General features: G+C 35.1%; 9 protein-coding genes. All 9 read right to left on the bottom strand.

All coding sequences use genetic code 11. The features are described from left to right. Nucleotides 1-2,856: a glycoside hydrolase family 2 TIM barrel-domain containing protein gene (locus AB4Y90_RS04340; RefSeq protein WP_441556206.1), complete on the bottom strand. Its 2,856-nt coding sequence runs from the start codon at nt 2,854-2,856 to the stop codon at nt 1-3. After that, nucleotides 2,856-4,232, bottom strand: coding sequence for a rhamnogalacturonidase (locus AB4Y90_RS04335; RefSeq protein WP_441556205.1), 1,377 nt, complete (start codon nt 4,230-4,232; stop codon nt 2,856-2,858). Before AB4Y90_RS04335 ends, AB4Y90_RS04340 begins: the two co-directional genes overlap by 1 nt. A 265-nt stretch (nt 4,233-4,497) precedes the next feature. After that, the gene (locus AB4Y90_RS04330) at nt 4,498-5,748 is read right to left on the bottom strand and encodes an efflux RND transporter periplasmic adaptor subunit (protein ID WP_441556204.1); all 1,251 of its coding nucleotides are present in this window, start codon (nt 5,746-5,748) and stop codon (nt 4,498-4,500) included. A gap of 1 nt (nt 5,749) precedes the next feature. After that, nucleotides 5,750-10,114, bottom strand: coding sequence for a CusA/CzcA family heavy metal efflux RND transporter (locus AB4Y90_RS04325; protein ID WP_441556203.1), 4,365 nt, complete (start codon nt 10,112-10,114; stop codon nt 5,750-5,752). 159 nt (nt 10,115-10,273) lie between these two features. Next, nucleotides 10,274-10,600, bottom strand: coding sequence for a DUF6660 family protein (locus AB4Y90_RS04320; RefSeq protein ID WP_441556202.1), 327 nt, complete (start codon nt 10,598-10,600; stop codon nt 10,274-10,276). A gap of 83 nt (nt 10,601-10,683) precedes the next feature. Next, a complete protein-coding gene (locus AB4Y90_RS04315) occupies nt 10,684-11,979 on the bottom strand; it encodes an HlyD family secretion protein (RefSeq protein ID WP_441556201.1) in 1,296 nt (431 codons plus the stop codon). A 407-nt stretch (nt 11,980-12,386) separates the two neighbouring features. Continuing rightward, the gene (locus AB4Y90_RS04310) at nt 12,387-12,569 is read right to left on the bottom strand and encodes a bacteriocin-like protein (protein WP_441556200.1); all 183 of its coding nucleotides are present in this window, start codon (nt 12,567-12,569) and stop codon (nt 12,387-12,389) included. Nucleotides 12,570-12,984: 415 nt separating this feature from the next. Next, entirely contained in the window at nt 12,985-13,197 is a 213-nt protein-coding gene (locus AB4Y90_RS04305) for a bacteriocin-like protein (protein ID WP_441556198.1), read from the bottom strand. A 113-nt stretch (nt 13,198-13,310) separates the two neighbouring features. Further along, on the bottom strand, nt 13,311-14,454 hold a 1,144-nt coding region (locus AB4Y90_RS04300; protein WP_441556197.1), incomplete at its 5' end, for a peptidase domain-containing ABC transporter.

Below are 14,454 nucleotides of genomic sequence, written 5' to 3'. Positions count from 1 at the left end.
TTAATCTATTAAAATATTGACTTCCGGCATTTTAAACTGCTTATTTTCTTCCGAAGCATCTGGCAAACCGAAATAGAAATACAGCGTTCTTTTAAATCTTCCGTTCAGATGATTCAATTCGCTTTCCGGTCCTAAAGATTCCGTTTTATCGTTAATGTTAAATGCGAGAACAGTTCCCAATGGCGGAATTGCATCGAGGAAAGAAATATTTCCGCTTGGTAATTTCGGATAACCTTCTGCTCCGTAAATTCCGTAAAAATCAAACAATCTGACGAACATTTTTTCTTCTTTCGTTCCCACCGTTATTTTTCCTTCAGCTGTATCAAGTTGCAGCCAAGAAACATCATCAAAATAACCTTTAAATTCAGGATAAATCCAGGGTGATTGACCCGTTCTTGTTGAGTTTTTCAAATTCTGCCAAACATTGTACGTCTGCCCTTGCAAACGGTTTTTCCAGACATGATAAGGCCCTTTTCCAAGCCATTTTGCATTGATGACATAATTTTCAGGTTCATCGAAACTTACGCCTGCAAACTGATAATCTCCGGACAAAGAATATTCATAATTTAATTCTAAAATACCGTTTGGATTCAGTTTCCAAATTATTTTATTTCCGTTTTTATAGTGAACTTCAATCAATTGATTTTGATCTTCTGCAAAAGATTTAATAGAAGATAATTTCATTTTTCCATTCACAAAAACAGGTCCGTTCCGGAAGCTCATTTTTTTACTTTTTTTATCTAAAATGACAGATTTCAACAAACCGTCTTTTTTCCCGATTGCAAATTCCTTTTCGTTTGATTTTAAGATAAATAAAGAATCATTTTCTGTAACAGATACCGAAAATTCTTTAATCAAAGTTTTTTGAAATTGTTTCGAAATATTATCATTAGAAACAATTTTCCAGTTCCATGTGTAAATTTCCTTTCCGAAAGCGTCGGTTACGGTCAACAATAATCCTTCACTTTCTTTCCAGTTTGAAGGAAGATTTAAATTGATATTTCCTTTTTCTATTGGCTTTACATCGGGTGATTCTGCTTTTCCTGTTTTAATGATATCAAATCCGGATTCTGAAGAAAATGGAGTTTTAAACTTAATTAATTTCCATTCAAATTGACATTCATTCAAATTCGTAAAATGATAGCGGTTTTCAACAGGAATATTTCCATTAAAATCATTAGGAAGCGTCTTCCAATCAATTTTTACAGGACTGTAAATTTCTCGAATCGCATAAAAACTTCCTTCTTTTTCACGATGTGGTCCCAAAACTCCGTCCGGCGCGTTAATTGCGTTGACATCGATTTGATTATTGAAATCCGTTCGCTCCAAACCTTCATCCACAAACGCCCAAAGAAATCCGCCCGCTCCTTTTTTGGAATTCCAGTGAAGTTCCCAATAATCAGCTAAAGAAGTTCCGCCACCACCGTCATCCTGAGCATGTAAAAATTCGGTCGGCATGTAAATATTTTCACCTTCAAGAATATTTTTTGTACTGCAATAATCTTCGTAATGATTGCAGTCGATTCCGTTGAAAGCATTTCCCGGCTTGTGATGTGCGTGAATCACGGGACGGTTTGACAAGTCATATTTTGCGAATTCCGCATCGAGACTGAAATTATGTCCGCCTTCATTTCCGTTGCTCCAAAAGATGATTGAAGGATGATTGGCATCTCTCACAACCATTTCTTTCACGAGCTTTTTGCCAATTTCTGTGTCGTATTTTTTTTGCCAGCCCGCCAATTCATCCAAAACGTATAAACCCAGCGAATCGCAAATCTTTAAAAACGATTTATTCGGCGGATAATGAGAACATCGAACGGCGTTCATATTCATTTCTTTGATGAGCTGAACGTCCATTAAATCTATATTTTCTGTAACGGCACGACCCGTTTCCGGCCACCAAACGTGACGGTTGATGCCTTTCATTTTCACTTTGGTTCCGTTGATGAAAATTCCATCGCCTTTGCGGATTTCAATGGTTCGGAAACCAAATTTCTCTTCAGTTTGGAAGATATTTTTCTTGTTTTTATTTAAGCTAAATCTTGCTTTGTATAAATTCGGTGTTTCTGCTGTCCAAAGTTTTGGATTTTTAATGGCAAATTGAATCTGTTTTAAAGTATCGCCTTTTTCAATTTTAATTTGAGATTCACCAACTAAATTATTTTTAACATCAAATAATTCGACTTTAATATTATTTGCGGAATTGATTCCTTTTAAATGAATATTTGAACGGAAAATTCCGTTTGCTTTGGCATCAATGGCCGTCCAAGAAATATGTTCTTTTGGAGTGGCTTCCAGATAAACCGGTCGGAAAATTCCACCTAAAATCCAGTAATCAGCCAGACGTTCTGCATTGTTGACCGATTTATCAGCAGACATTTTGGAAACTTTGACTTCAAGAATATTTTCTTTTCCGAAAATTAATTTGTCAGAAATATCATATTTAAATTCATAAAAAGCGCCCTGATGAATTGCTCCGGCTAATTGTCCGTTGATTTTCACTTCCGTGTCTGTCATTGAACCTTCAAAAACAATATTGACGGTTTTTCCTTTCCAGGAATTGGGAACTGAGAATTTGTGTTTGTATAAACCTGTTTCGTCGTGAAATTTAAAATTTCTTCCGTATGTTACGTAATCACGACCGTAATTGTACGAGCCAAAACCTTGCTGCTCCCAATGAGAAGGCACGTTGATTTTGCTCCAGTTTCCCGATTTTCTACCAGAATTAATCCAAAAATCCCATTCTTTTGTGTGCTCAGCATCTTTCCCAGTTAAGAATTGAATTTCTTTAGACTGAGAAAACAAAAACTGTGAACAGACACATAGAAGAGCAAATATTTTGGAAGAAAAACTCATTATTTCGCAGCAATGTCGGAATCGTCTTTTTTGTCGTAAGATTGGGTAAGAGAAGCCACTTTGGTGACATTGACTTTGGTTTGTTTTAAATTTTTAATATTGTTTAAATTTTGTTCTTCAGGCTTTAAAGCTTTGATTTTCAGATTTTCAAATGTGAAATCTTTCAGCTCAAACAAATCAGACTTTTCGATTGAAAAAGCCGTTTCACAACTGATGTCGATATTTTTTAAGGTAATATTGTTTGCCAATCCTTTTCGTGGTCTTTCTTCGCCTTTTAAATCAAAAAACTGATTCCAGCCTTTTACATAAAGAAAAGTTTTTACATTTCCTTTAATATTTTCAACCGTTATATATTCATAATGTTGTGGCGTGTCGGGACGCATTTTCAAATGCAGTAATCTTGAAGGATCTTTCACGATAGAATTACGCAAAAGCACGTTGTAATTGTGAATCGATTCGCTTCCGCAAGTCAGAACCGAATGACAGAAACCGAAAGTATTATCTTCAATCAAAATGTTTCTGTTTTCTCCGTTATTCGGGTCAACATCAGCTTTCGGACCTTTTCCACCTTTCAGAGCGATGGCATCGTCATTGACCGACATATAGCAATTTTTAATTAAGAAATTAGTACAAGCATCAATATCAACAGCGTCAGAACTTGGTGCTTTTACGGGTTCTTTCGGGGCTAAAATCGTAAGATTTAACAATTTAACGAAATGCGATTTGTAATAATGGGTACTCCAAAACGGCGAATTTTTTACGGTAATTCCTTCAATCTGAATATTTTTTGAGTTGGAAACATAGATAATTCTCGGTCGCATTTCATCCATATTGGTGCATTTGGGATTCCATTCGCGTCTTTTCCAGAAAGATTTCCAGAATCTTAATCCGTTTCCGTCAAGAGTTCCCTTACCTGAAATAGTGAAGCCATCTAATCCGTCTGCATTAATTAAAGCAGGAAAATATTTTACCGTTTGTCCTTCCATTCTTGTTGTAACCACCGGGAAATCGTTGATATCGTCGCTTCCTTTTAGTTTTGCTCCGTTTTCTAAATGTAAATGCGTTCCCTGTTTAAAAAACACTGAACTGATCAGAAAAGTTCCTTTTGGCACGATGATGACACCGCCGCCGTTTTTAGCCGCCAAATCAATAATTTCCTGAAGCTTTTTGGTCTGAAGAACTGTACTGTCGTTTTTAATCCCGTTTTCAGTAATGATGTATTTTTTACCAAGTTTATTAATATCTGTAGGCTTGTTTTCTTTAAACCATTTTGGAATTGCTGTTCCGTCCGGAAATTTATCCTGACTTTTTAATGCTGAAAAAGAAAAAAGAAGTGAAAATGCCAGTAAAAACTTTGATATATTTTGAAATTTCATAATCGATTTTATATAGCTAAATAACGAAAATAAAAATATACATTTTGAGAAAGTACAGCATCCTGCTCTTTCATGTTGAAAGTGGAAAGCGGTTTTAATTATTATCGCTGATCCTGCAGATGTGGCAGATTAAAACTAATAAATCAGCAAAATCTTTATGAATGATCATTTGTTTTTAAACATTACTTAATTAAGGTTTATAATTAAAAAAATAACGTCTACAAAATTTACAAACGTTATTTTTCCAATTAATTTTTGAATAAAATCAATGTGCGTGATTACCTGCATTTGATAATTTGGCATTCACAAAAAAGGCTCCTTTTGTAACCACCGATGCATCGGCAGGAATTTCATTAACAGTAGTAATCGCTGTATATCCCATATCGGAAGAACCTTTTACCACTTCTATCTTTTCAAAATTGACTGTCTTAGATTCTTTTTCGTGAGCTTTCTTTTCATGTTCATGTTCTTCTTCCTCAGTATGCTCATCCTGTTTTTTATTTGTTTTAATAAAAATATAATATTTGCTGTCTGTTTCTACAATCGCTTCATTAGGAACTGCAGGTGTCGTACTTTTATCAAGGCTTACAATCCCGGTGATATTCATTCCGTCGATCAGCCCGGTTTTATTTCCTGTGACAGAACAGTGTACAGAAATAGTTTTGCTCTCATTCTCAAAAGACGACCCAATACTGAATATTTTTGCATCGTACTCAGTTTCCGGGTTGTTGGTCAGTTTAAAATGAACGATTTGCCCAATTTTCATTTTTGGTAAATCTTTTTCAAAAACCTGTAAATCGAGATGCAGAGAACCATTATCGATCACATCAGCAACTGGCGACGAAATATCAACATAACTTCCTATCTGTGCAGAAATATTACTGACCGTTCCACTAATTGGCGATTTGATGACCAATCCAGATCGTAAATTGCCGTTATTTACATTTGCCGGGTTGATGCCTATAATCTGAAGCTGCCTTTGTAAAGACGCTCTTTGTGTTCGTAACGTTTTCAGTTCGGCATCAGAACTTTGCAGGTTTTTTTTTGCACCTGCATCATTATCAAACAATTCTTTTTGCCTTCGGTATTCCTGTTCGGCAAAAGCAATTCTGCTTTTCACCGTAAGATATTGCTCTTGTAATTGAATGTATTCAGGATTGCTTATCGATGCAATGACCTGACCTTTTTTCACAAAATCCCCGATCTGAACATTTAATGTTTTAATAATTCCGCCATACATTGAAGTTATGGTTGCTTTATTATTGTTTGGAACCCGTAATGTACCGTTAGCTTTTATAGTTGAAGTGAGCTCTTTTAATTCAATTTTACCTAAAGTAATTCCTACGCTTTTTATTTGCTCATCGGTAAGACTTGCAATGGTTTGAGGAGCTTCTTCGCCGTGTTCTTCGGTTTGTTCTGTCTTAATTTCTCCTTCAGGTTCTGCGGTCGTTTCTTTTTTTCCGCAGCTTACGAAGGAAATAAAAGCAAGGGTGATATAGATGATATTTCGTTTCATTTTATTTGTTGATTAAAGAATTAATGGTGATTACAGACTGGTTTACCTGCTGTACAGACTCCAGATATTTTAGCTGAATGTTGGTTGCAGTCTGCAAAGCAAATAAATATTCAACGTATGAGATTTCTCCGGTTTTATAGCCGAGTTGCCCTGCTTTAACGATTTTTTCAGCATTCGGTAAAGCTTGATTAACATAATATTGATATTGCTGAATATCTTGCTGGTATTGGTTTAATGCATTTTCCAGCTGAGCGGTCAACTGTTTTTGTTGCTGTTTCGCATTCGATTCTGCCATTTGCTTTTGATATTCCAAAGACTGGATTCGTGCTTTGGTCGCTCCGAAAGTCAAAGGAATTGCAATTCCGATATTGGCAACGCTGAAACGATTTCCTGCATTGTAATATTTTTCCTGACCATTCATCGTATGAAAACCAATAATCGACTGATTGGTATAACCTAAAGTAAACTCTGGTAAACCTTGCGATCTCTCAACATTTTTGTTCTTTTCGGCAATTTCCATTTCCTGATAAAAAGCTTTTACCGTAGGATGATTGGCGATAGCGGTGCTGTCCAGAACATATTCCACTTTCAAAGGTTCATAATTTTCATTAAAAGAGATTTGAATATCTTCATCCGTATTCAGAAGGGTTTTCAGGTTTTTGTAGGCATTATTCAGATAAATTTTATTCTGATTTAATAATAAATTGATCTCCCCTTTCTGAGTTTCTGCAGTGCTTATTTCTATTTTTTTGATGTCACCTGCATTAAATCTTACGGTTGCAATCCTGATAAAATCCTGATAAAGACTATCCAGTTTCAACAGTTTGTTTTGATTATAATGCAAATATTCAATCTGATAAAAGTAAGTTCTGACCTGTTTTGCCAATTCATTAACAGTAATTTCTTTGTTAATTTGTTTTCCTTTTATTTCCTGCGCAATGAGTTCTTTTCTTGCTTTAAATAAAGTGGGAAACGGAATACTTTGCGAAATAGAAAACGACTGGTCAAATTTCGGACTGTTGTATTGCCCCAATTGTGCATTAAAACTCAATTTGGGAAGTTCATTTCCCGTCGGTTTCAGGCTTTCAGAAACTTTAACATCCAAGTTTTTAGATTTTATTGAATAGTTATTATTCAGCGCTATTTCTGTCGCCTCTTCTACCGAAAGAGCCTTTGTTGTTTGAGCCGTCAATGTTTGTCCAAATAATAAAAAACCTAAAATAATCACCGTCGTTAAAGGTTTCATTTTGATATTCTTAATATTGAATTTTGTACTGAAAATAATGTAAAGCATTGGCAAAACAAATAATGTAAGAAAAGTTGCCGTAATCAATCCGCCAATCACAACAGTTGCCAAAGGTTTCTGAACTTCTGCTCCTGCCCCCGTGGAAATCGCCATCGGAAGAAATCCTAAAGACGCAACCGCTGCAGTCATCAAAACCGGACGAAGCCTTGTTTTAGTTCCTTCAAAAACACGTTTCAGAATATCTGTTTCGCCCTCTTTTTCTAATTGATTGAATGTTCCGATCAAAACAATTCCATTCAAAACCGCAACCCCGAATAAAGCAATAAAACCAATTCCTGCACTGATGCTGAATGGCATATCGCGAATAATCAATGCGAAGATTCCGCCAATTGCACTCATCGGAATCGCTGTAAAAATTAATGCGGCTTGCTTTAAAGATTTAAAGGTAAAATAAAGCAGCATAAAAATTAACAAAAGAGAAACCGGAACAGCAATCATCAGTCTTTTGCTTGCTGCCTGCAAATTTTCAAATTGCCCGCCATAAGTGAAGTAGTAACCCGAAGGAAGCTTTACTTTGTCATCCAGTTTTGCCTGAATATCTTTCACCACACTTTCGACATCGCGGTTTTTCACATTAAAACCGATTACGATTCTACGTTTTCCGTCTTCACGGCTAATCTGCGCAGGACCGAGCTTGTAACTGATATTTGCAACCTGCGAAAGCGGAATCTGATTCCCTGAATTGGTGGAAATCATCAGATTATTCACATCATCAATATTGGTTCTGTGAAGGCTGTCTAAACGGACAACCAAATCGAAACGTCTTTCGTTCTCAAAAACCAGACCTGCACTTTTACCTGCAAAAGCGGTACTTAGCGTATTATTCACGTCTTCAATATTCAATCCGTAGTTTGCCATTCTTGTTCTGTCGTATTCTACGTTGATCTGCGGAAGTCCGCTAACCCGCTCAATCTGAGGTTGAGTTACACCATCCACTGATTGAATTACATTGTTTACTTTATTCGCATACATTGCAAGAGAATCGAGGTTTTCGCCGAAAATTTTTACGGCAACATCCTGACGAATCCCGGTCATTAATTCATTAAAACGCATCTGTATCGGTTGATTTTTTTCAAAGAAAACCCCCGGAATATTTTCGAGTTTTTCAGAAATTTCGTCTGCTAATTCATCGTAAGATTTTTTTGTTTTCCATTCTTTTTGTGGTTTTAGAACGATGATCATATCCGTTGCTTCGGGTGGCATCGGATCAGTAGGAACTTCGGCGGAACCTGTTTTTCCTACAACCATTTTCACTTCATCAAACTGTTTTATAATTCTTGATGCCTGCATCGATGTTTCTACACTTTGGGTAAGCGAACTTCCCTGTGGCAAAATACAATGAAATGCAAAATCTCCTTCCTGCAATTGTGGGATAAACTCGCCTCCCATCCTACTGAAAATAATAATGCTTACCGCAAATAATGTAACGGTAGCTGAAACTAAAATGTATTTTAAACGCAATGCTTTCTGTAATAATGGCTGATAAATATTCTGCAGTTTTCGCATCATTTTATCCGAAAAATTTTCTTTTGTGGAAGGTTTTTTAGATAAAAATAAAGCACTCATCATCGGGATGTATGTTAAAGATAAAATCAAGGCTCCTAAAATTGCAAAACCTACTGTTTTTGCCATCGGTGTAAACATTTTACCTTCTACTCCAACCAAGGTTAAGATCGGAATATAAACGATGAGAATAATAATCTCCCCAAAAGCTGCGCTATTTCTAATTTTTGAAGCAGAAAGAAAAACTTCTTCATCCATTTCTGCCTGCGTCAGTTTTTGAGTTGATTTTCTGAGCCCTAAATGATGAAGTGTAGCTTCCACAATAATGACTGCTCCGTCTACGATCAAACCAAAATCTATTGCACCAAGGCTCATCAGGTTTGCACTTACACCAAAAACATTCATCATTCCCAATGCAAAAAGCAATGCTAATGGAATTGCAGAAGCAACGATTAATCCGGCTCTGAAATTTCCAAGAAATAGCACAAGAACAAAAATGACAATCAATGCACCTTCTATAAGGTTTTTTTCGACTGTATTGATGGCTCTTCCCACCAAATCTGTTCTGTCTAAAAATGGTTGGATAACGACATCTTTGGGTAAAGATTTTTGAATTGTCGGTATTTTTTCTTTCACCAAATTCACCACTTCGTTACTGTTGGCTCCTTTCAGCATCATTACAATCCCTCCTACTGCGTCAACTTTTCCGTCGAACGTCATTGCTCCATAACGTACTGCGCTTCCCAATCTTACATCGGCAACATCTTTTATAAAAATAGGAACACTTGCTGTATTATTTTTTACTGCAATATTTTCTATGTCCTCTAAAGAAGTTACAACACCAATTCCACGGATGAAATAGGCATTCGGTTTTTTATCAATGTATGCTCCACCTGTATTCTGATTGTTTTTTTCTAATGAAGTGAAAATATCTGTCACACTTACACCCATTGCTTTCAGACGGTTGGGATCGACGGTAACTTCATATTGTTTAAGCTCACCGCCAAAACTGTTTACTTCTGCAATTCCAGGTGTTCCATTCAGTTGCCTTCTCACAATCCAGTCCTGCATTGTTCGCAATTCTTGGGAAGTATATTTGTTTTTACTTCCCTTTTTCGGATGCAGAATATACTGATAAACTTCTCCCAAACCGGTGCTTATGGGAGCCAATTCTGGAGTTCCTATTCCTTTTGGAATTTCTTCTGCAGCTTCTTTTAATTTTTCACTGATAAGCTGACGCGCAAAATATACATCAACATTCTCTTTAAAAACTACGGTTATTACCGATAATCCAAATCTTGAAATACTTCTTGTTTCTTCGATATCCGGAATATTGGCGATGCTTTGCTCAATGGGAAAAGTCACCAGCTGTTCTACTTCCTGACCTGCAAGTGTAGGACAAACCGTAATGATTTGCACCTGATTATTGGTAATATCGGGTACAGCATCAATCGGTAATCTGGTGGCGCTCCAAACTCCCCAGATTATCAACAACAAAGTCATAATCCCAACGATAATCTTGTTTTTAATGCTAAATTTTATGATTTTATCTAACATAGAATTTTATTTAATTTTTATTGATCTGCGATCTCATTTCACATCAAGTAAATGATGCATTTCTGAAATGCAAAAATGATTAGGAATACCATGCAATGATATTGCAAAGCTTTCCTAAAAAGTTGTGATGAAAGGATTCTTTCATCTGACCGTTAAAAATTAAATCTTGGGAGGTTGCCAAATGTGGTCGTAAACCTGATAGGCAATATTGTTTCTATGAAAAAGAATTTTCTTTGAAAAATAGGTTTTTACCTGCAAAGGAATTTCTAAAAAAGGTTCCATTTTAAATGCAGCAACCGTAATCTGGCAACAGCTGCAAAAGCAAAAAGGTGAACAGCCATCATTTGCATCATTAGAATGAGAATCTTCAATATGGAGTGAAATCTGAGTATGATTTTCAATTTTAGACTTTACATTCACATCACTGCACGGCATGATCAGCAGTGCAATAAAATAAATTGTTAATATAAGCCTTAGAAATTTCATTTAACAAAAATAAAAAAATAGTTGATATAAATTAAAATTTATTGCATTTCAGTTATTTATGTGTTAAAAACAGATGATATCTTTTAGGATTGATATCCTAACAATTTTCTAATCTGATAGAAAAATCTTTCAATGAGCCTTAAATCCTGAGTTACGATTTCGGCATTTCCTCTCAGTTCTTTATCGAATTTTAAAGTTTTATTGTAAGATGTTTTTAAACCTTTGGGAAGTACGACATCTACGTAATAATTGCCTTTATCATCAGGAATCAGTGAGATATTCTGTACTTTTCCTTCGATAATTCCGTATTCCTGGAAGCGGTAATTGTCTAATTTAATCAACACTTTTTCTCCGGGAACAATTTTTCCGGAATTTGTGGTCGGTACAGACATTCTGCCTACCAGTTGTTCGGTATGATCCGGCAAAACAGATAAAATCGGGTCGCCCGCTTTTACAAACTGATTTTCACCATAAAACTGCTGAAAACTTGCCACTCCGTCAGTTGATGAAACAATAAGATAACTTTGTTCCCACTGTTTTAAAGATTTTCGAAGCTGCTCGAATAACTGTAGGGTTTGAGATGAATAGGTAATTTTATCTTTCTCGGTATTGATCGCTGTTCCGCTTTTTGTTTTATTGAAATTAGAAATACTTTCCTGTAATTGAGAAAGGGAAATATTTAAGTTTTCTAAGTTTTGTTGCGCCTGAAGATATTTTATTTTTTCACTTTCAAGCTCTACGGCGGCAATCACTCCTTGGTTGAATAATTCCTGCGATCTTTGATAGCTTTTGCGTGAAAGTTCTGCCTTTGCGACTTCCAGATTTTTTTGTTGTTTTAAAGTAGCAATTCTACTTCTGGATTCTGATATACTCAGATTGGTGGCAATATTTTCAGGGGCGTAAGGCTGTAAACGTGTAAACAAACTTTCATCCTGAAAAGCTTTTGCAAAGCTGTTATAATCACTCTGAAGCTCGCCCAGTTTAAAATGGGAAGCTTCTTTAACAGGAAAAGAAAGCAGCTGATCTGAAGCGATAGACTCTACTATTTTTTTTAGCTTTAAAACATCCTGATAATTTGCCGTCGACTGCAAAACCATCATTACATCACCTTTTTTTACTTTTTGATGATCTTTAATGAATATTTTTTCAATCTTTGAGCTGCTTCTTGCCTCTATTTTTTCCGGCGGATTTTGCGATGTTACCACAATAGGAGCCGGAACAAATTCCGGATATTTGATGATGTAACTCATGGCAAGGATAAGCAATAATATCAAAAATATAATCGTATTTCCCCATCGGAACATCCAATGTGGTGGTTCTGTAAGTATATCTTGAACGCTTTCTGAGCGGAGTTCTATATTGTCTAAAATGTCTTTCATAGCTAAACTAAATCCTCAATTGAGGATTTAGTAATTGATAATTGAGATTCAAAATAATTTATACGTTTATTCTAAGATTAATGACTAATCAAAACAAACTACTATTTGACCAGATTTAAAACAACAGTTAGGTAGTGAGCAGTAAATATAACCACTTGGGCATGATCCACCGCTTGGAGGTATCGCATATGGGTACTGACCGCTACATTGATCAATGGGTGGAAGTTCTTTGTCAGAGCCTAAAATTTTACTTAAATCATCTCTTTTAATTTTTTTTAGATTTTTCATAATAAATAATTTGTTTTAGTTTTATGCTACTCTTTTGTAGCTTTTCGGGTTAAACTTCTAATTTTAGTATTATTTAAAAGTTAAATCCTCATTTTGAGGATTTAACTTTTAATTTCAAATTATAAACCGTAGAGTCTTTTGCATTCGCAAGCAATATGGCCTGAATTTTCTTCGTGATAACAAAAATCATCAGGAAGCGCTTCTACAAATTGAGTCATATGTTGATAGCAATAAGCTCGAGTTGGCGCACCACCTTTAACATTTTTTAATTCGTTTCTTTTAATTTTCTTTAAATTTTTCATAATAAATAGTTTATTTTTCGATTATCTCTTTTTTTATAAATTCTAAAGTTCAGTTCTAATTATTTTTTAATAATAACACAGCAAAAAAACATAATCTTTTTTAAAGAATTAATTTTTTAGCTTTTTAATAATCAATGCAAGCGTATGGTCTGTCAGATTTAAAGCAACAGCTAGGTAATGAGCAGTAAATATAACCAGCAGGGCAAGATCCGCTACTAGGAATTCCATATGGCTGACCTCCACAATCATTAACAGGAATCGGCTCACCTCTATCAGACCCTAAAATTTTACATAAATCTTCTCTTTTCAACTTTTTTAAATTTTTCATAATAAATTAATTTGTTTTTTGATTTCCTACTCTATTATAGCTTTTCGGATTACGCTTTTAATTAATTTTAAATAATCTTAAAACTCATTAAAGACCAACTTGACATTCTTGAGAATCATACATATTTTGATGAATGCATGTTCCTCTTTGAGGACACCACACTAATTTGCAGGGACAAACATAACCTCCGTCCTCTGGTATTTGATCGCCAGGAACAAAATGCGCAAAGCAATCATTAGAAAGCCCACCTCCTGTAAGATCTTTAAGATCTTTTCTTGAAATTTTTTTAAGATTTTTCATAATTAAGTAATTTGTTTTTTGGTTTTTCCTACTCTCTTATAGCTTTTCGGATAACGCTTTTTATGAGATTTAAATATAAAAAATAATTCTGACATAGATGAATTATTTTTAAATTAATTCCCCAGTTCAAGCTGATTTTTAACGAGTCTGTAATATTCATCTTTTAAAGCTACCAATTCTGCATGATTTCCTTCTTCAACTACTTTACCCTTATCTAAAACAATAATTTTATCGGCGTGTTTTACAGTTGATAATCTATGAGCAATTACAATAGCGGTTTTGCCTTTAAAAAACTGTTCCAGATTTTCCATAATTACTTTTTCATTATTGGCGTCTAAAGCTGAGGTAGCTTCGTCAAAGAAAATGTATTCCGGAGATTTGTAAACGGCTCTTGCAATGAAAAGTCTCTGCTTTTGTCCACCACTTACACCAACTCCCTCGTTTCCTATTTTTGTGTTATAACTTAAAGGTAAATCTTCAATAAAGTCTTTAATATTGGCAATTTCTACAGCTTTTCTCAGTTTTGATTTATCTACATAATCTTCACCTACTGCAATATTATTGGCAATCGTATCATTAAAAACATAGCCTTCCTGCATCACCACTCCACACTGATCTCTCCAGAATCTTGGCGAAATATTTTTCATCTGGGTATTCCCGATTCTAATGTCGCCTTCATTAGGTTCATAAAATTTCATTAATAATTTCAGCAATGTTGTTTTTCCGCTTCCGCTGGCTCCAACGATTGCCGTTGTTTTTTGGTAAGGAATATTTAAACTTAAATTCTCAAAAACAAATTGGTCTGAACCGATGTATCTGAAAGACATATTGCTGATTTCAATATCTTTTTCAGGGATTTCTGTGGCATATTGATCGTCTTTGCTTTCTTCATCTTCTTTATCATGGATTTCTCGTAATCTTTCTAAGGAAATTTTAGCATCCTGAGTTTGTTTTACGAAATCTATCAATTGTAACAATGGGCTGTTTAACTGTCCTATAATATATTGTACAGAAAGCATCATTCCTAAAGTAAGATTTCCGTCTAATACCAATTTGGCAGAAAGAAAACTCACCAGGATATCTTTCATTTGGTTGATGAAGTTTCCACCGACCGATTGCCATTGTTCTAATGACAAAGATTTTATTTTTAGCTTAAAAAGTTTCACCTGCAGAAATTCCCAATCCCAGCGTTTTTGTTTTTCGGCATTATGCATTTTTATTTCCTGCATTCCGTTGATAAGCTCAATCACTTTACTC

It is taken from the genome of Chryseobacterium sp. 2TAF14, assembly GCF_052115105.1.
GTDB lineage: Bacteria > Bacteroidota > Bacteroidia > Flavobacteriales > Weeksellaceae > Chryseobacterium.
Note: the sequence above shows the minus strand (reverse complement) of the source record. Positions and strands in the feature narration are given on the sequence as shown.

Excerpts from the sequence above, each read along its gene's own strand:
- AB4Y90_RS04315 (WP_441556201.1), bottom strand. The coding sequence starts at position 11,979 with ATGAAAGACATTTTAGACAATATAGAACTCCGCTCAGAAAGCGTTCAA.
- AB4Y90_RS04305 (WP_441556198.1), bottom strand. The coding sequence starts at position 13,197 with ATGAAAAATCTTAAAAAAATTTCAAGAAAAGATCTTAAAGATCTTACA.
- AB4Y90_RS04310 (WP_441556200.1), bottom strand. The coding sequence starts at position 12,569 with ATGAAAAATTTAAAGAAAATTAAAAGAAACGAATTAAAAAATGTTAAA.
- AB4Y90_RS04330 (WP_441556204.1), bottom strand. The coding sequence starts at position 5,748 with ATGAAACGAAATATCATCTATATCACCCTTGCTTTTATTTCCTTCGTA.
- AB4Y90_RS04335 (WP_441556205.1), bottom strand. The coding sequence starts at position 4,232 with ATGAAATTTCAAAATATATCAAAGTTTTTACTGGCATTTTCACTTCTT.
- AB4Y90_RS04340 (WP_441556206.1), bottom strand. The coding sequence starts at position 2,856 with ATGAGTTTTTCTTCCAAAATATTTGCTCTTCTATGTGTCTGTTCACAG.
- AB4Y90_RS04320 (WP_441556202.1), bottom strand. The coding sequence starts at position 10,600 with ATGAAATTTCTAAGGCTTATATTAACAATTTATTTTATTGCACTGCTG.
- AB4Y90_RS04325 (WP_441556203.1), bottom strand. The coding sequence starts at position 10,114 with ATGTTAGATAAAATCATAAAATTTAGCATTAAAAACAAGATTATCGTT.